This is a genomic window from Neptuniibacter caesariensis, from assembly GCF_000153345.1.
GTDB classification, from domain to species: domain Bacteria; phylum Pseudomonadota; class Gammaproteobacteria; order Pseudomonadales; family Balneatricaceae; genus Neptuniibacter; species Neptuniibacter caesariensis.
In genome coordinates this window covers 1356926-1373901 of the sequence record NZ_CH724125.1, presented here as the reverse complement: position 1 = coordinate 1373901, position 16976 = coordinate 1356926, and the positions used below count along the sequence as shown (strand labels likewise).

Here is a 16976-nt window from a genome sequence, read left to right as displayed (position 1 = left end):
ATAGCACTTTATGCTTCATGTAATAGAGGATCTACATGCACATTTGGGTTGATGCGGACGCTTGTCCAAAAGTTATCAAAGAGATTTTATTTCGGGCTTCTGATCGTAAACAGGTACCGGTAACCCTGGTTGCTAACCAGTTTTTAAGTACGCCGCCATCACCGCTGATCAATGCTGTTCAGGTCCCGCAGGGCTTTGATGTCGCGGATAACCATATTGTTGAGAAGATGGCGCCTGGTGATCTGGTCGTAACCCAAGATATTCCTCTGGCATCTGAAGTCATTGATAACCAGGGCGTGGCGATCAATCCAAGGGGAGAACTCTATACTCCTGAGAATATTCGACAGCGTTTGTCGATGCGTGACTTTATGGAAACGTTGCGCAGTTCAGGTGTTGAAACGGGTGGTCCGGCAGCCTTTAGCCAGGCTGACAGGCAGGCATTTGCGAATGCTTTGGATCGCTTTTTGGCCAAGCGCTTAAAATAATTTTGTGCAATGCACAAAAAAGTGCTTGACTAAAAAATAGACAAGATTTATCTTTGCTGTAAATGGATTGCTGCGCCGCAGCATTAATTACTTTTGGAGACAAAACTATGTACGCTGCTAACAACCCTTTCGCTGATTTCTTCAAACCAGAAATGTCTAAAGAGATCGAAGCGCTGTTCAAGCCAATGCAGAATCTGGCTGAAGTAAACACTAAGACTGTAGAAACTCTGGTTTCTCTGCAGAAAGCTTACATCGAAGAACTGGCTAATGCTTCTGTTGAGCAGTTCAAAACTCTGTGCGAATGCAAAGATCCTAAAGAAGCAATGGACCTGCAGGTTAAGTTCTACAAGTCTGTTGAAGCTAAAATGACTGAAGCTGCTGAAAAAGGTGTTGCTGCAATGACTGTAGCTAAAGACGCTTACGTTGCAACTGTAGAAGAATCTACTAAACAAGCAACTGAGATGGCTGAAGAAGTGGCTAAGAAAGCTGCTGAGATGAAAGTAGCTTAAGTTCAGACTTACTCTCTACCTATTTAAAAAACCGCTACCTTGGGTAGCGGTTTTTTTGTGCCTGTTGTGCCAAATTCAGCAGTTAAATACGTTTAGTATTCAATGACGACATCCGTCTCTGGTGTGCAACTGCAAGCGAGTACAATCCCTTTGGCTTTTTCCTCCTCAGTCAAAGGAATTTCGGAGCTTCGATGGGCGTCACCGGCAATCAGCTGAACTTTGCACGCACCGCAGACCCCTGAACGGCATCCTGCCGGAATGGAAAAACCATTCTCTTCCGCTTGTTCCAGTAATGTTTGTTGATTGTCACCGGTAAAACTGTCGCCATTCAAAGTCACTTGTACACTATGTGAATCGGCTGTGGGATCAATACCAGGAGGTGCCCCGAAGCTCTCCTCAAACCAACGTTGTTCAGCTAAACCTAATTGGCGGCAATAGTCTTTAGCATGCGACATAAAGCCTTCCGGTCCGCAACACATGACCGTGCGCTGGGGTAGATCGGGTATATGATGAATGAGCTGTTCCCGACTAATTCGGCCTTTAATACCGAGCCAGTCAGGTTCGGGCTGGCTGAGGCTGAAGATAAGCCGTAGTTTAGGGTTTTGCCGGGTCAGCCATAGCAATTCATCTTCGCATATCAGATCGGCTTCAGTTCGGGCCTGATGGTAAAAGACAATATCGCGTTCGCTATGGGTATCGGTTAATTGTCTAACGGCCGAAAGCATCGGTGTAATACCGCTACCAGCAGAGAGCAATAGGAGCGATCCATTTCCCGTTACGGCTTCATTGAATTCGCCTATAGGCGCCAGTGCTTGTATCTGATCGCCAGGCTGAAGGTTTTTGTGCAACCAATTGGATATCTTCCCATCCGTTACTCTTTTAACTGTGATCGCGATATCCTGAGGCCGGCTGGGTGAAGACGACAGGGTATAACAGCGGGAGACTGGGCTATCATCAATCATAAGATTTAGGGTGATAAACTGCCCGGCAATGTATTCCGCTCGCAACCCTTTTGGTAGAGCAAAACGGAAGGTTACAACATCACGGGTCTCATCAACACGTTGTAGACATTGAAGTGTCACTTCCTGTCCCGCTTGCCAGCTATTTTCCTCTATGCTGCTGTCGTTGCTTCGAATGATCGGTGCATTGTTTGGATAGGTTTCAGATGCCTGAGTCTCTAAAACTTCCACTCGGTCTGTTGTGCTGATCTTTCCCTCGTTGAGAGGAATAAGGTTTTGCCCAAAGTAGACCTCATTATCAGCACCTAAACGATACTTAGCCAAGGTGTTAATAGGCTCCCCCTGGGGAATTTTTTCACCCGTAGAAGGGTTAAATGTCGTCATGACGCAACGGGAGCAGGGTTTGACTGCTTCAAACTCTACCTCACCGATACGGATACGCTTCCAGCTATCTTCAGCAAAAGGTTCGCACCCATCTACAACCAAGTTGGTACGAAAATGATCCATAGTGATAGGCGTCGATGAGCGGCTGTTTAGGTCATCTAGTGAAGCCTGCGATATCACCAGAATAGGATAGCCGTCGGCAAAGGCGACGGGTTTTTCAGGTCTTCTAGATGTAAATCGTTCGGATTGTTCGCCAAAGAACAGAAGATGGCAGTCCCGCCCCAGTTTTTCAGTGAACCATTCATCAAAACCGATTCCGCAATGTTGGGCATTAATCTCCGTACCCCACACAGTGACCTGTTTATAGTTCTGAAAAAGTTCCGGGTATTTAATACTCAGATGATCACCGTCGGGTGCAATAACCTCTATCCCGTCATCCCGCAGTAAAACTGAATACTGAAGAAGGGAGGGGATCTGGCGAGCAGAGAGTAACTCGCCATCGGGATTACTGAGCATAAATCTTCGATCAAACGAGAGTCCCTGCTCGCTAACAAAGACGTCTGAAAGATTTAGCCCGCCGAGGGATTTGATGGGAAATACATTGATGGAACTAAGTGTTACCTCTGACACATCGTCTTCCTTCTGATCAGTATGGCAATTGGCTGAAAATGGAATCCAAACGAATCTTGCGTGGTTCCTTCTGCTCGTTTTCAGCGATTAGAAACTCACCTTTTTTACTGTATTCAAGATCAAGGAAACGTAACTTCTCTGAATGCGTTTTGCCTTGATCAATCCATTCAACGTTGTGGATTGCTTTACGCATGCACGCAAGTTCATAGCCGTCATGAATTTCACAATTAATCGGTGTGTATTGCTGTTCGTTGGCCATGGCTATTGCCTTATATTTTTCTCCTTAGCATACTGCCTGAAATTGAGATTGGATAGTTCGGAGCCCGATTTGGACCTAGATAAGCAGCACCTAATTAAGCTGGCAAACATGAAAATGCCATTTGGCAAATATCAGGGACGTGTCCTGCTGGATCTGCCCGAAGAGTACCTGCTTTGGTTTGCAAAAAAGGGCTTTCCACAAGGGGAGCTGGGTTTCCTTTTGCAACTGATGCTAGACATTCGTATCAATGGTGTTGAATCTGTTTTACAGCCCCTTAGAAATAGAAATCGCGCGGATATCTAATACACTAAAACATGAGCTCAACGTTTAAGGGTAAGTTCATGTTTAGATCAATACTATCAATTGTATTCTCTGTTTTTTTCCTTTTGGGAATCGCTTCCCCAGCTATTGCGGCTTCAAATGCTGAGATAAATGCTAAATCAAAGCAGGCGCTAAAAGAGTTTTATAGACACTCTTCTGCGGGTAAGCAGCTGTTTCAACAGGCGAAAGGGGCTCTGATCTTTCCTGAAGTTTATAAAGCGGGGTTCGGCATAGGCGGGGAATATGGAGAAGGTAAGCTGGTAGAAAACGGCAGAACCACTGGTTATTACTCCATTGCTGCCGCTTCAATCGGCTTTCAACTGGGGGCTCAGGTTAAAACTGAGATTATTCTGTTCATGACGGATAAAGCGCTTCGTCAGTTTAAACAAAGTGATGGTTGGGAAGCAGGGGTGGACGGAAGTGTTGCCGTAGTGACCTTAGGTGCTGGTGGCGAAATCGATACCAGTACGATTAAGGATCCGATTATTGGCTTTATTTTTTCAAATAAAGGTTTGATGTATAACCTATCGCTTGAAGGCTCTAAAATTACACGGAAATAGAAGGTGAAATAATGCTTATGAAACGTTTGATGGTATTGATGGTAGCGGTTTTACTGCCTGTTTCTTCATGGGCCGCAAAGCCCGAATGGGCAGGTAATAAGGGTGGTAAGCATGCTGAAAAGTCGGAACAGAGAGCTGAAAAAAATCACAAGGAAAAGCAGGAAGAAGAAAGTATCGTGAGTGACACCGAGGAGATTCTTGACGATATATTCTCATCAGAAGAAACAGAAACAATTCGTGATTATTATAATGAAAAGGTAGCGTCAGGGACGGGCAAACACAAAGGTAAAAAGAAAGAGTTACCTCAGGGGCTTAGGAAAAAGCTGGAACGCGGGGGGGAACTACCTCCGGGTTGGCAGAAAAAGGTTGCTCGAGGTGAAGTGCTAGATAGTGATCTTCGTAGTCAGGCTGAGTCAATTCCTGACGATCTTCTTTCACGTTTACCGGGTAGCGATCAGGCCACCGAGATCATCAAGCTTAAAGATAAGATTATTCGCGTGGGCAAAGGGGAAGGAACCGTTGTCGATATTATTGATATCGCCGATATTCTAACTGGACGCGGTGGTAGTTAAGATTAAAATAGTATCCTCTACTGAGCCGGCGTAGTGCCGGCTTTTTTAATTCTTGCAAGAGACAAATATGACTCCAGCAATTAATGCCGCAAAAAAAGCTAAGGTTGAATTCAAGGTTCACGAATATGACCATGATCCCAATGCTGCTTCTTACGGCGAAGAAGCGGCTGATGCCTTAGGGCAAGATCCTTATCGTGTCTTCAAGACGCTGCTGGTCGCCATTAATGGTGATAATAAGAAGCTTGCGGTGGGCGTTGTGCCTGTTTCAGGCCAGTTGGATTTGAAAGCGATGGCGTCAGCGTTAATGGCGAAGAAAGTCAGTATGGCTAATCCTCAGGATGCAGAGCGCGCGACCGGATATGTTGTCGGCGGAATTAGTCCACTGGGGCAAAAGAAACGTTTACCGTTGTTGTTGGACAGCAGTGCGAGCAATTACCCGACAATATGCATGAGCGCAGGTAAGAGGGGGCTGGAGATCGAAATGCATGCAGATGATTTGCTGCAGATTACCTCAGGTAAAATTGCTGAGATCGCCAAGTTTTAGTGAGATGTTTGTTTTTTTAGGATCTCTTCTAATTCATCGGCAGGAATGGGCTTACTGAAGTAGTAACCTTGTGCCATATCACAGTTCTTTCTTAAGAGAAGGGCTGTTTGTTCTTCGGTCTCAACCCCCTCTGCAATCACTTTTAGGCCCAGACCATGAGCCATATCGATCGATGCATTAACTAATTCCAGGTCGGCTGCATCAACCGATATATCATTTATAAAACTACGGTCGACCTTCAAAATATTAAAAGGGTAGCTTCGCAGATAGCTCAAGGATGAATAGCCAGTACCAAAATCATCCATGGATATACTGATCCCTTTTTGGGTCAGTTTGGCGATGGCCTCTTCAACATCGGCATGTTGTGACATAAGTACGCCCTCGGTAATTTCCAGCTCGAGGTTGCGCCCTTCAAGACCGTAACTATTTACGAAAGATTCTATATTATCAATCAAATGAGGGTCACGAAACTGGCGTGGTGATAGGTTGATTGCGATATGGAAATCCGGGATGAAGGTTTTTATCCATCTGCTTGTGGTGCGCAGGGCATCGTCCAAAACGAACTTTCCTATCTCAACAATTAGACCTGTATGCTCCGCTACCGGGATAAATTCCTCTGGAGATATTGCTCCCAGTTCTTTTGAATCCCATCTCAGCAGAGCTTCGGCACCGACGATTTTACGTGTTTTCAGATCGACAACAGGTTGGTATAGCAAACGAAGTTCATTTCTATCCAGTGCATTATGCAATTGCTCTTCCAATTGCAGGCGACGGTTTGCCTCGATATTCATCTCCTGCGTATAGAAATGAAAGCTATTCCTGCCAGCCGCTTTGGAGTGATACATGGCCGAGTCTGCATTTCTCAGCAGTTCAGAAGGGGTTGTGCCGTCGCCAGGGTATAAGGCGATGCCAATACTCATTGTCAGCAGGATATCTCTACCATCGATAGTAAGGGAGGAGCGGAACTGTTGCAGAAGATTTTGTGCAATAGGGAGTGCTTGTTCAGGCCTTTCAAGGTGGTTTATCAAAACGATGAATTCGTCGCCGCCTAAACGACCAATGGTATCTGAATCCCGGACCGACCCCTGTAACCTTTTGGCGGCTTCAACGAGTATTTTATCCCCCATATCGTGACCAAGAGTATCGTTAACTTTCTTAAAGTCATCCATATCAAGGAAGAGAACAGCGATCTGGTGTTGGTTTCTCTTTGCCTCATGCATCATGGTCTCTAAACGATGCATAGCAAGAAAACGATTTGGCAGTTCGGTGAGTCCGTCGAAATGAGCTTGGTGAAGAATCTTTTCTTCCTGGGCCTTCTGTTTGGTTACATCCTGTTTCACGGCAAGAAAATGACGAACTTCGCCTTCGGCATCAAGCACCGGAGCGATATGAGCTTGTTCCCAGAATATTTCGCCATTTTTCTTTTTATTTTGGAATTCGCCTTGCCAGGATTCCCCTTGTACGAGCTTGGCCCACATATCGGCATAGCGCCCAGGCGGTGTTTTACCTGACTTAAGAATGCTCGAATCTTTACCTAGTACTTCTGCTTGTGAATAACCGGTAACGCTTTCAAAGGTACTGTTAACATACTCAACCTCCCCTTTAAGATTGGTAATCACTACTGACACAGGGCTTTGTTCTACTGCTTGAGAGAGGGTCAGGATACGTTCTTCAGCCTTGCGTTTTTCAGTAATATCCCGGCTGATGCCTACGATACCCTGGGGCTCACCATCCATATCCAGAAAGGGGGCTAATTGAGACTCTAATAGTATTGGAGAGCCATCTTGTTCATGAGTCCAGGCTTCGCGGTTAATCGGCAGTAAGTTATTGATGACCTGAAGCGTGTCACTTTTATCGGTTATTGCATGGTTACTTTCAGAAAAATCCTGATCTGTCTTACCGATCAGGTCTGCCTCTTGATGCCCGGTAAAACTCTGGAATGCTTTGTTACAGCCGAGGTACTTACCTTCTTTATCTTTAATGAAAATATGATCAGGTAAAGCGTCAATTAGTCCTCTTAACAGGCCTCGTTCTCTATTTAGGATCTGTCGACTGATATGGAGTTCTCGCTCAGCTAAACGGCGTTCCTCCTGCCGACTAAGGATCATACCGAGCAACATAGTGCCGATAGGGTAGAAGATCAGGATGGTTGGAGCGATAGCCGCAATAATTTTGTATCTAAGATGCTCAGGCATAAAGAACATCAGACATAACACGGTGATTTGTACACTGAGACCAAGAAAATAAAGACGCCACCAGGTAAGGGCTTTATTGTGTTTCTCAATGTAAGCCCGCCAGCCTAACCCAATGAGAGCCGAACAGATAATGACAGCGGAACCAACATAGATGCCCGCGCCTCCCTGATAGAGCCTGAGGGTGACCGTCATTACTACTGCGATCAAAGTGGGTATGACACCAAAATACAAGCCACACAGGCTGATCAGGACCCAGCGTGCGTCAAAGAAAACACCGGGGATCAGCTCCCATGGCGTTAACATGACCGCCATACCAAGCAGACCGACGAGTATCCCTGTTATTCCTTCACGCAGGAAACGCTGGTGTATATTCTGTAAGCCCAGAGAATCATAGACGATGCCCATCGCTAAGAGCAGGGCAACGTTATTAATAAGGCCTATAAAGCTGGATGATTCCATTTCCAGTAATTCTCATCTCGGGCTTTGCTTTTAGTATAACCATGTTATCGGGTTCTATGAGATTGATTTAAATCTATTTTCGGAATGTTTTAAATTCATTTAATGGATATGTCGTTAAAGCAGTGGCAATGGAATGGCTTGATAGACAGTACAAGTCGCCTAGTGTAGTTTTCAGTTTAGGGCTCATTGATAACTACGATAATGCGGGGTCATAAAAATCGCTACACTTCTTCATCCATATATTATTGACTTGGAAGCGTCTGGCTTTGGTCCGGATAGTTATCCTATTGAGGTAGGTCTTGCGCTGGATGAAGGAGAACGATATTGCAGTTTGATCCAGCCTAAACCCGAGTGGACCCACTGGTGTGAAGAGGCTGAGGCCTATCATAAGATCCCGCGAGAGAATCTAATCCGCTTTGGTTTGACTGCAGAGCATGTCGCTTCGGAACTGAATAAGCGGCTATTTAATCTTACTGTTTACAGTGATGGTTGGGTGGTTGATCAAAGCTGGATGATCAAACTTTTCTACAGGGCCGGATTGCCAATGCAGTTCAGAATCAGCCCTTTAGAGATGATCCTGAATGAAAGTCAGATGGAATCCTGGCATGAAGTAAAGGATCAGGTGATTCAGGAACTTAAGTTAGAAAGGCATCGTGCCAGTAACGATGCCCTTATAATCCAGCTGACCTACAAACGTACCTTAGCGATGTCGGCTAGTTAAAATTGGCGCCAAACATCTCTCCAATGGCTTGAGTGAGGGCTTCGCTCCTCTCACCATTTCTAAACTGCATGAGGATCAACGCCCTCAGAGTTGGCAGGAACATCAGATCGGATAACACCCTGGAAAACCCAGCCTGGCCTGCTTTGCCAATTGCCAGTTTCTCAAGAAAGACGGCGAGTAACGCCGGGTCTTGAAGGCTATCGCTGCAACGCGTGGCTATTGAAACAATCACTTCAGGTTCCAGTGCGTAGTCACTCTCCAGAATATTTTTAATAATGGCTTGTTTGCGATCCGAATGCCTTCCATTGGAAAGCCCGCGGGTAAGGGCTGCAATATGATTTGCGTTGGCCGTGCCCCGTGTTAGGGTTTGTTCCGCTCTTACACAGAGTGCCTCAAATAGCTTATGGTCTGGCTCAATACTTTCCAGACAGGTACACAGCACCTCAAAAGGGACATCCGGTAGTAGGGGGATGGCCTTAGTCAGGATTGAACTGTTACTGCCTTTTTCGTGGCGAACTGCAAGATCAGCAATGCCCTGGAATCCAAGTGCTTGCCAGTTATCGAAACCTGCCTGGCCAGCAAAGTATTGCTGCGCATTCTCATAGTATTGTGAAGCAGGTTGGCTTGCTGCCAGCGTTGAATAGGCATGGAACAGTGCCATTTTTTCCTGATCAGGTTTAAAGGAGAAGGGGTTATCCTTCAGTGCGTCTTCAGGCATCTCGCCGGTTTCTTCATGCTGCAAAATACCTCCAGCATTTTTCAGTAACCGTCCCAAAAGATCATCGCGTACGGCCTGAATCAGAAAACCTTGCTCATCAAGTGGCAGCTTTAAAAACCAAGCAACACCTTGATCCTTGTTCTTAGGATTCCAGATCATCAATGCCAACCAGGCATGTTGAAGATAAGGGTACGGATAAGGGGTTTGTTGATTTTCAATTTTTTCGAAGAGATCAGCAGAGATTTTCTGGACCCTGCGACCCATATCAAAAAAACGAATCTGACCGCCGCTGTGGCGAAGTACTTGAGTGAGTGAAGAAAACTCGGACATGACTGCTACCTTTACAATGAGGTCGCAATTCTAACAGTTCAGGGGCAAGGAGCAATAAGACCTGTGATCAGGGCTTAGATTGTAAAAAACTGGTTTTTACCCGCTTTTTTCGCCTGGTACATCGCTTTATCTGCCAGGTTTATACACTCTTCAGCACTGATATCCTCTTCGTTGTGTATATAGATCCCGATGCTCGCGGTAAATGAAAACTGATAGGGGCCGACAGAATATGTTTTATTCAGAGTGTGAATAAGTTTATTGGCGACCACTGTTGCATGGGAAGCTGCGGCAATATCGGTCAGGATAACGAGGAACTCATCTCCGGCTAAACGACCCAAAATATCTGAACCTCGTAGGGCTTTTGCCATCGCTTCGGAGACTTGCTTTAAACATTGATCACCCACGTCATGTCCATAATCGTCGTTGACGGGTTTAAAGTTGTCTAAATCAATAAACAGTACAGCGGTATGTTCTTTTTTACGTTTTGATGAGGCGATGGCCACCTCCAGTTGGTTCAGAAGAAAGAGCCGGTTGGGGAGGCCTGTCAGGGTGTCGTGGCAGGCAATGTGTTCCAGCCTTTGGTTAGCTATAGCCAGTTTCATGCTCTGTTTGCGGGTATTAAATATAACGATGCTAGCGAAGAGTAATCCGCAGAACACTATAGCTATTAACGTAACGATCAGATCCCTTAATAAAATCTGTAAGTTAAGTGCAGAAGCTTCACGAACCGCAATATTTTGCTGTTGCTGGTGGTCGATCAGGCTATCCAGTTGGTCGGCCACAATGATCTGGTCTGAAAGAACTCTGTTAAGTTCAGGTGTGTAATCGCGCTCGACATCTTCCATAAGAAGATCAGCAAACCTTCTCAAAACAGGTGCCCTCTGTGTGGTTTCTGCATCGAGGGTGGTAAAGATTTCACGTTCGGTCGAATCCAGCTCACTGCTTAGTAGGGCCAGTCGGGATTTTTGGTAATTTGAACCATGATTGTAGAACCGCTCGAATAGCTCATCACGTTCAAAAAAATCTTCTGAAAGGGTCATATGCCAGAGCAATATAGCTCGTTCACGGACAGCGACTCGCATTGCCATAGCCGCACGTAACTGTGTGTCATTATTTTTGGTGGTTTGGACTAAGGTGTCGCGCAGCCCTGCGAACTGCTGATAGAAATAGATTGAAGAGCCAGCGAAGGCGAAAAAAATCAAACAGAAACCGATGATGTAGAAAAGTATCTGAGATCCCTGATTCTTTTTCGTCATCTTTATGAATTCGTTATCAGCTAATATTTTACCAGTCTAGCCTAGTTTATTAATGACAGCATGGTAGTTATGGACCTATGTGAATAAATAATGAGCTGTATCAGTTGAAAGAGCATTCACTTTTTATGGCGCGCCTCGGTAATAGTGCCATAGAAAAAGTGATCCAACACTCAGCCATGGGGACCAATGTTCGGTTATGACACGCGCCTCTTTTGCACTGGGGCGTTCCTCAAGACCTTTTAGTTTTTGTAAAGCAATGACGATAGCCAGATCGTCGGCTGGGAAAATATCTTGTCGTTGCAGTGAAAACATCAGGTAGATCTCTGCACTCCAGCGGCCCATTCCCCGTAATTGAGTAATATGATTAATCGCTTCGCTATCGGGCATCTGTTTTAAGGCTTCCAGATCTAGCCTGTTAGTTTTAATGGCTTCTGCCAGCGCGCAAACATATTCGATCTTTCTGCGTGAAAGTCCTGCTGCTCTCAGTTGCTCCGGAGGTGTTTTAAGAATGGAATTGGCGCTTATATCGGGCAGGAGGTTTTTTACTTTTGCCATGATACTTGCTGCAGCTTCAGTGGAAAGCTGCTGGCTGATGATAATTGAGACAAGGGCCTCTATGCCATGGGGCCTGATACGTGGTGCGGGTGCGCCAATCAGTTCAACAGCATCTTGAATATCGGGATCGATTGATGCCAGATATTTTATTCCCTTAGCGATCATTGTGTTATCCATAGCTATTTAGCCTAACGCTATTCAGGGGTTTGAAAAAGTTTTTTATTTTGCGCGAATGCGCAAGAAACGGGTGGCTTGATGAAAATAGGTTCCATAGAATTCTATGGAACCTACAAACAAGTCTTGAACGACTTTTCTATGCCCACTGAGAAAGTCCAAGACTTATTCGCAGGTTCCTAAGGCATTATATCGCAGGGGTATCAGCATGGACGGTGCTAGTGTTGTTCGTTTACTTCTATTAGCCGCAATTTGGGGAGCATCCTTTCTGTTCATGCGTATTGCTGCGCCGGAATTAGGCGCTGCATTAGTGGCTGAGATAAGAGTATTGCTAGCGGCTATGTTTCTTTGGGCGGCCAGTGTTTTTTTCAAGCGTTCCTTAAGGGTGGGTGAAAACTGGCGTCATTATCTTATTGTCGGTTTTTTTAATTCGGCACTACCGTTCATCTTATTTAGTTATGCCGCCTTGCAATTGTCCGCATCGATTCTCTCGATACTGAATGCCACAGCACCCTTGTGGGGGTGTGTCATTGCAGCGGCTCTGGATCGGCAGCGAATTCCGGTTAAGACATTCAGCGGCCTTGTTCTGGGGGTTATCGGTGTGGGTGTGCTGCTTGGCTTTGATACTGCAGTCGTCAGTGAAGCGGGCTGGTTACCCTGTTTGGCGGCGATAGGTGCAGCATTCTGTTATGGTATTGCTTCTAACTATACCCGTAGAGCTAAAGCAGATGATGCATTTAGCAATGCTCATGGGACCATGTGGTCTTCAACTTTGATTCTCTTGCCTATGGTGATCCTGTTCTCTTCTACAGAACAAGTAACGGTGATAACGGAAGGGGCTGTACTGATGTCGGTAACCGCACTCGGGGTAATCTGTACCGGGATCGCTTATCTGCTCTATTTTCGTTTAATCAAAGACGTTGGAGCAGCCTCCGCTTTAACTGTGACATTTCTTATTCCTGTGTTTGGTGTCTTATGGGGCGGGTTATTCTTAAATGAAAATATGGGCTGGCATACCTTCTGTGGAGGAGTCATCGTGGTGATCGGAACGATGCTGGTGACAGGCTTCTCGCCAAAAAACCTTTTTAAAAACAGGTCTGCCCATGTCTGATAATGGTTTGTACACCCAGAGTAGACATTATCAGCAGATCGCTGCTGCAATTCGGTTTATATCTGAAAACCAGACTGAGGGGTTATCGCTGGAGCAGATTGCGGAAAGTGTTGGGCTAAGTGTCTATCATTTTCAGCGCCTTTTTGCTCAATGGGTTGGCATATCCCCCAAGCGCTTTATTCAGTTTCTGGGTAAGGAGAGAGCTAAGCAGGCTCTGCTCACTACTTCTAGTGTTCTGGATGCGGCTGAAGAAGCCGGTGTCTCAGGTGTGGGACGAATGCATGATTTGCTGGTGACATGTGAGGCAATGAGCCCTGGGGAGATCAAACGCCAGGGTGAAGGGTTGTATATCAGTTATGGATTGGCTTTCTCACCCTTTGGTCAGGTTCTTATCGCCTGGACCGATCGGGGTGTTTGTTATCTGATGTTTGGTGATGTCTTTGACTCGTTATTCTGTGGTTTACGGCAGGAATGGCCCAATGCAGTATTTTGCCGGAAGGATCTTGAAGCATCTGGCTTGGCTGAAAAGATCTTTACGCCTGCAGATAAACCGCTTCCTTTGCATCTGCTTCTTAAAGGTACCAATTTTCAGATCAAAGTCTGGGAAGCGTTGTTAAAGGTTCGTGAAGCTGACCTGGTCTCTTATTCGCAGTTGGCTAGATTGTGTGAATCCCCGAAGGCTGCCCGTGCTGTGGGCAGTGCGGTAGGGAAAAATAAAATAGCTTATTTAATTCCTTGTCATCGTGTTGTTAGAGAGACAGGTGAAATAGGTCAATACCGATGGGGCAGTGATAGGAAAGCTGCAATGCTTGGCTGGGAAGCTGCCCGGTACTCGACCGGGCGTCGGTAAAACAGAGTTTTTTATTCGGGACAAGCCCCCTCGATGACCCAATCAACTTGTTTATCAGCACAGGCCCCGCAAGCGTTAGAGAACGTTTTTACGGCTTCTTTGTCACGGGTGTAACCGCAGGCGGGCCGGTAATCCATGGTGCAAAATTGCGGTCTGGGTTCCTCGCAAACCAGCGCACCTGAAGGGACTTCAGGTTGGCTTTGACAACCCGTCACTATCAGGGCGCCGCAGATAAGAAAGATCTTAGTTTTCATATTATGTACCTGCCTTATTCTGATGGGCTTGTGCCTTTTAGTTTTTCTCTAAGCGATTGCATGGCTACAAAGAGAGAGGGGATAAAGAAAATACCCACTATCGTAGCCAGAAGCATACCGCCAAGTACCACAAAGCCTATTGAGATACGGCTAGCTGCACCTGCGCCTGAAGCCGTGACTAGCGGAAGTACCCCCAGAATAAATGAGAAGGCGGTCATTAAAACGGCTCGGTAGCGAAGGTTTGCTGCTTCGTTTGCTGCTTCAATAATCCCCTTGCCTTGCTCCCTTAACTGTTTAGCAAATTCGACAATCAGAATGGCTGATTTACTGGCTAAGCCAATCAACATAACGATGCCGATCTGGGCGTAAAGGTTATTAGTGAGACCTGGAATAAGCCAAAGCGGCAGAATAGCGCCAAGTAATGCTACCGTAATGGATAGCATCACCGCCATTGGGATTGACCAGCTCTCATATTGAGCAACCAGGAATAGATAGGCAAACAGAATGGCTAACGACATGATAATAATCACATAGCCACCTGATTCCTGTTCCTGCTGGGTCGTGCCGGTCCATTCAAGTACGTAACCATCAGGTAGTGTCTCTTTAGCGAGTTTCTCCATCAGAGCGATACCTTCTCCGGTCGCAATGCCACTGCCGACCATTGCTGTTAGAGAGGCGGAACGTGCTTGGTTAAAGCGGGTTAAAGACTGTGGTCCAAGTACGGGTTTTACATCAACCAGCGCGCTGATTGGAATTAGATAGCCCTGATTACTCTTAACATCCAGGTCATTAAGATCGTCCACATTATCGCGGAACTGAGCATCGGCTTGGATCATCACCCGATAGTTGCGCCCGTAGAGGTTAAAGTCATTGACATATTGCGTGCCTAACTGCGCCTGAAGCGTACTGAACAGATCGCTCATTGAGACCCCCAGTGCTAGCGCTTTGTCACGATCGATGACTAATTCAAGCTGGGGTACATTGGCAGAGTAAGTGGAATAAACCCGGCTGAATTGCGGAAGCTGGTTTGCCGCAAAGATTAAAGCGTTTGTCGCCTGAGCCAGTTCTTGGGGTGAACCATTACGGATATCCAGAATGTTGGCTTCCAGACCCGCTGCATTACCCAGGCCAGGAATCGGCGGAGTAGGGAAGGCCATGATGTTGGCGCCAGGTATCGTTGCCAGTTTTTGGTTGAGCTCTCCTAAAATACGGTACCAGGCCATCTCTGGTGCCGTACGCTCATCCCAATGCGTCAGAACAGGAATGGCCAGTGCAGCGTTGGGAGCCGCGCCACCCAGAATACTGAAGCCTTTAATACCAATGCGGTTTTCTACTCCGGGTTGTTCTGCAAGGATCTCATCGATCTGCGCAACGATAGCATCAGTACGGTTTAGTGACGCACCGTCAGGCAGTTGGATATTGATAAAGAACGCACCGTTATCCTCATAGGGTAGGAAGCCGGTAGGCGTCGTACTAAACATGTGATAAACACCACCGCCCATGGCAGCGAGCAAGCCCATGCTTAATAAGAGGCGTTTATTCAGAAAGCTGACTTTATTGACGTAGCCTCGGCGGGTCCAACTGATCAACTGGTCAAACTTACGGAACAAGCCTTTAGGTTCCTGAGCAGGTTTCAGAAGCAGTCCACATAATGCCGGGGACAAGGTAAGGGCGTTCAGAGAGGAGAAGCAGACTGCAACAGAGATTGTTACTGCAAACTCCGTGTACAGTTTACCGGTGATCCCTGGCATAAATGCGACAGGAACAAATACGGCTAGCAGTACAAGTGTGGTTGCTATAACCGGGCCGATAACCTCTTTCATTGATACCGCTGTTGCTTCTTTTGCCGATAGACCTTCCTGCATATGACGTTTAACGTTTTCCACAACCACAATAGCGTCATCGACCACAATACCGATGGCCAGAATCAGAGCGAATAATGAAATCGTGTTGATACTGAAACCCAGTACGGAAAGGACAGCGAAGGTTGCGATTAGCGAAACAGGAATCGTTGCCGATGGAATGAGTGTGGCCCGCCAATCCGCCAGGAACAGGAAGGTGACCAGTACAACCAGTGCAAAAGTGATAAACAGTGTTTCTACCACCTCTTGCAAAGACGCTTTCACTGAGAGTGTGGTGTCATAAAGAATGGCATAGTCCATGTCATCGGGAAAACGCTGGCTTAGTCTTTCTAGCTCAGCGTAAACCTGATCGGCGACATCGAGTGCGTTCGCTCCCGGACTTTGATAAATAGCAATCGTGGCTGCCTGATTGCCATTCATGATCGATGAAGCGCTGTAACTTTGCGAACCCAGCTCTACACGAGCGACATCGCGAAGGCGAACGGAGGCACCATTCTCGCCGGTACGGAGGATGATATTTTCAAACTCCTCGACGCTTTCTAAGCGACCCTTTGCTCTAAGGTTGTACTGGAATTGTTGATTTTGAGTGAGGGGTGGCTGGCCGATTATACCGACTGAGGCCTGTATATTTTGCTGCGATATCGCATTGCTGATATCGCTAGGCGACATATTCAGCGCTTTCAGACGGTCAGGGTCGAGCCAGACCCGCATGCCGTAATCCATGGGGCTAAACTGAGAAGCTGAGCCTACTCCGTTAATACGCGCTAGCGCATCTTGCACGTAAAGGGTGGCGTAGTTACTCAGGAATAACTCGTCATAGGTGCCTTCAGGAGAAAACAGGTTGATGACCAACAGCATATTGGTCGCTTGTTTACGGGTGGTAACCCCTTGTCGAACAACCTCCTGGGGTAAGGAAGATTCAGCCAGAGCGACTCTGTTTTGTACATTGATAGCGGCCTGGTCAGGGTCGGTTCCCACCGCAAAGGTAATATCCAGGCTATAGCTGCCATCATTGTTAGACTTTGATGACATATACAGCATGTTATCAACGCCGTTCACCTGAGCTTCAATCGGTGTGGCTACGGCTTGTTCAACGACTTCAGCATTTGCGCCAGGGTATTTTGCCTGTACCTGTACCTTAGGCGGTGTGATATCAGGAAACTGAGCGACAGGCAGGCTTAAAATAGCCAACCCGCCAGCAATCATTAATACGATCGAAATAACCAACGCAAATTTGGGCCGGTTAATAAAAAAGATAGAGAACATGG

Annotated in this window: 17 protein-coding genes; 9 read left to right on the top strand and 8 right to left on the bottom strand. The window is 46.4% G+C overall.

All coding sequences use genetic code 11. The annotated features are described in order from the left end of the window. Nucleotides 1-35: 35 nt before the first annotated feature. Together MED92_RS06475 and MED92_RS06470 are read left to right on the top strand one after the other, a co-directional pair. Nucleotides 36-485, top strand: coding sequence for a YaiI/YqxD family protein (locus MED92_RS06475; protein ID WP_007020714.1), 450 nt, complete (start codon nt 36-38; stop codon nt 483-485). Nucleotides 486-592: 107 nt separating this feature from the next. Next, nucleotides 593-994, top strand: a complete 402-nt coding sequence (locus MED92_RS06470; RefSeq protein WP_007020713.1) for a phasin family protein — start codon at nt 593-595, stop codon at nt 992-994. A gap of 92 nt (nt 995-1086) precedes the next feature. Here the strand turns inward: MED92_RS06470 and MED92_RS06465 are convergent, their stop codons facing one another. Both MED92_RS06465 and MED92_RS06460 read right to left on the bottom strand, forming a co-directional pair. After that, nucleotides 1087-2967, bottom strand: a complete 1881-nt coding sequence (locus MED92_RS06465) for a hybrid-cluster NAD(P)-dependent oxidoreductase (RefSeq protein ID WP_007020712.1) — start codon at nt 2965-2967, stop codon at nt 1087-1089. A gap of 16 nt (nt 2968-2983) precedes the next feature. Continuing rightward, complete coding sequence (locus MED92_RS06460; protein WP_007020711.1) at nt 2984-3226, bottom strand: Rho-binding antiterminator; 243 nt, start codon at nt 3224-3226, stop codon at nt 2984-2986. Nucleotides 3227-3295: 69 nt separating this feature from the next. On the opposite strand from MED92_RS06460, the gene MED92_RS18820 reads away from it, so the two are divergent. From MED92_RS18820 to ybaK, 4 genes are all read left to right on the top strand, one after another. Beyond that, nucleotides 3296-3529: a DUF3820 family protein gene (locus MED92_RS18820; RefSeq protein WP_007020710.1), complete on the top strand. Its 234-nt coding sequence runs from the start codon at nt 3296-3298 to the stop codon at nt 3527-3529. Between the two features lie 38 nt (nt 3530-3567). After that, entirely contained in the window at nt 3568-4107 is a 540-nt protein-coding gene (locus MED92_RS06450; RefSeq protein WP_007020709.1) for a BPSL1445 family SYLF domain-containing lipoprotein, read from the top strand. A gap of 17 nt (nt 4108-4124) precedes the next feature. Beyond that, nucleotides 4125-4679 carry a hypothetical protein gene (locus MED92_RS06445; protein ID WP_154715146.1) on the top strand — a complete coding sequence of 185 codons (555 nt, stop codon included), beginning with the start codon at nt 4125-4127 and terminating at the stop codon, nt 4677-4679. A gap of 67 nt (nt 4680-4746) precedes the next feature. After that, nucleotides 4747-5223 (top strand): Cys-tRNA(Pro) deacylase, encoded by a 477-nt coding sequence (ybaK, locus tag MED92_RS06440; protein WP_007020707.1) that lies wholly within the window; start codon nt 4747-4749, stop codon nt 5221-5223. Here the strand turns inward: ybaK and MED92_RS06435 are convergent. Then, nucleotides 5220-7877, bottom strand: coding sequence for an EAL domain-containing protein (locus MED92_RS06435; protein ID WP_007020706.1), 2658 nt, complete (start codon nt 7875-7877; stop codon nt 5220-5222). The genes ybaK and MED92_RS06435 overlap by 4 nt on opposite strands. A gap of 250 nt (nt 7878-8127) precedes the next feature. Between MED92_RS06435 and MED92_RS06430 the strand changes: the two genes are divergently transcribed. Continuing rightward, on the top strand, nt 8128-8598 hold the full coding sequence (locus MED92_RS06430) for a hypothetical protein (protein ID WP_007020705.1): 471 nt from the start codon (nt 8128-8130) through the stop codon (nt 8596-8598). On the opposite strand, the gene MED92_RS06425 is transcribed toward MED92_RS06430, so the two are convergent. The 3 genes from MED92_RS06425 to MED92_RS06415 all read right to left on the bottom strand — a co-directional run bounded on the left by MED92_RS06425 (nt 8591) and on the right by MED92_RS06415 (nt 11634). Next, nucleotides 8591-9646 (bottom strand): DUF3549 family protein, encoded by a 1056-nt coding sequence (locus tag MED92_RS06425; RefSeq protein WP_007020704.1) that lies wholly within the window; start codon nt 9644-9646, stop codon nt 8591-8593. The two genes, MED92_RS06430 and MED92_RS06425, sit on opposite strands and share 8 nt — an antisense overlap. A gap of 74 nt (nt 9647-9720) precedes the next feature. Continuing rightward, nucleotides 9721-10902 carry a GGDEF domain-containing protein gene (locus tag MED92_RS18450; protein ID WP_007020703.1) on the bottom strand — a complete coding sequence of 394 codons (1182 nt, stop codon included), beginning with the start codon at nt 10900-10902 and terminating at the stop codon, nt 9721-9723. 123 nt (nt 10903-11025) lie between these two features. Continuing rightward, nucleotides 11026-11634, bottom strand: a complete 609-nt coding sequence (locus tag MED92_RS06415) for a DNA-3-methyladenine glycosylase family protein (protein WP_007020702.1) — start codon at nt 11632-11634, stop codon at nt 11026-11028. A 205-nt stretch (nt 11635-11839) separates the two neighbouring features. Between MED92_RS06415 and MED92_RS06410 the strand changes: the two genes are divergently transcribed. Together MED92_RS06410 and MED92_RS06405 are read left to right on the top strand one after the other, a co-directional pair. After that, nucleotides 11840-12742, top strand: a complete 903-nt coding sequence (locus MED92_RS06410; RefSeq protein ID WP_007020701.1) for a DMT family transporter — start codon at nt 11840-11842, stop codon at nt 12740-12742. Further along, nucleotides 12735-13592 (top strand): methylated-DNA--[protein]-cysteine S-methyltransferase, encoded by an 858-nt coding sequence (locus MED92_RS06405; RefSeq protein WP_007020700.1) that lies wholly within the window; start codon nt 12735-12737, stop codon nt 13590-13592. Before MED92_RS06410 ends, MED92_RS06405 begins: the two co-directional genes overlap by 8 nt. Nucleotides 13593-13603: 11 nt before the next feature. On the opposite strand, the gene MED92_RS06400 is transcribed toward MED92_RS06405, so the two are convergent. Further along, nucleotides 13604-13846: a hypothetical protein gene (locus MED92_RS06400; RefSeq protein WP_007020699.1), complete on the bottom strand. Its 243-nt coding sequence runs from the start codon at nt 13844-13846 to the stop codon at nt 13604-13606. A 14-nt stretch (nt 13847-13860) separates the two neighbouring features. Beyond that, on the bottom strand, nt 13861-16974 hold the full coding sequence (locus MED92_RS06395; RefSeq protein WP_007020698.1) for an efflux RND transporter permease subunit: 3114 nt from the start codon (nt 16972-16974) through the stop codon (nt 13861-13863). Nucleotides 16975-16976: the final 2 nt, after the last annotated feature.

What these genes read in the sequence shown, in the direction of transcription:
- MED92_RS18450 (WP_007020703.1), bottom strand. Translation starts at nt 10,902, where the DNA reads ATGACGAAAAAGAATCAGGGATCTCAGATACTTTTCTACATCATCGGT.
- MED92_RS06400 (WP_007020699.1), bottom strand. Translation starts at nt 13,846, where the DNA reads ATGAAAACTAAGATCTTTCTTATCTGCGGCGCCCTGATAGTGACGGGT.
- MED92_RS06450 (WP_007020709.1), top strand. Translation starts at nt 3,568, where the DNA reads ATGTTTAGATCAATACTATCAATTGTATTCTCTGTTTTTTTCCTTTTG.
- MED92_RS06460 (WP_007020711.1), bottom strand. Translation starts at nt 3,226, where the DNA reads ATGGCCAACGAACAGCAATACACACCGATTAATTGTGAAATTCATGAC.
- MED92_RS06425 (WP_007020704.1), bottom strand. Translation starts at nt 9,646, where the DNA reads ATGTCCGAGTTTTCTTCACTCACTCAAGTACTTCGCCACAGCGGCGGT.
- MED92_RS06405 (WP_007020700.1), top strand. Translation starts at nt 12,735, where the DNA reads ATGTCTGATAATGGTTTGTACACCCAGAGTAGACATTATCAGCAGATC.
- MED92_RS06470 (WP_007020713.1), top strand. Translation starts at nt 593, where the DNA reads ATGTACGCTGCTAACAACCCTTTCGCTGATTTCTTCAAACCAGAAATG.
- MED92_RS06415 (WP_007020702.1), bottom strand. Translation starts at nt 11,634, where the DNA reads ATGGATAACACAATGATCGCTAAGGGAATAAAATATCTGGCATCAATC.
- MED92_RS06475 (WP_007020714.1), top strand. Translation starts at nt 36, where the DNA reads ATGCACATTTGGGTTGATGCGGACGCTTGTCCAAAAGTTATCAAAGAG.
- ybaK (WP_007020707.1), top strand. Translation starts at nt 4,747, where the DNA reads ATGACTCCAGCAATTAATGCCGCAAAAAAAGCTAAGGTTGAATTCAAG.
- MED92_RS06445 (WP_154715146.1), top strand. Translation starts at nt 4,125, where the DNA reads ATGAAACGTTTGATGGTATTGATGGTAGCGGTTTTACTGCCTGTTTCT.
- MED92_RS06395 (WP_007020698.1), bottom strand. Translation starts at nt 16,974, where the DNA reads ATGTTCTCTATCTTTTTTATTAACCGGCCCAAATTTGCGTTGGTTATT.
- MED92_RS06435 (WP_007020706.1), bottom strand. Translation starts at nt 7,877, where the DNA reads ATGGAATCATCCAGCTTTATAGGCCTTATTAATAACGTTGCCCTGCTC.
- MED92_RS06410 (WP_007020701.1), top strand. Translation starts at nt 11,840, where the DNA reads ATGGACGGTGCTAGTGTTGTTCGTTTACTTCTATTAGCCGCAATTTGG.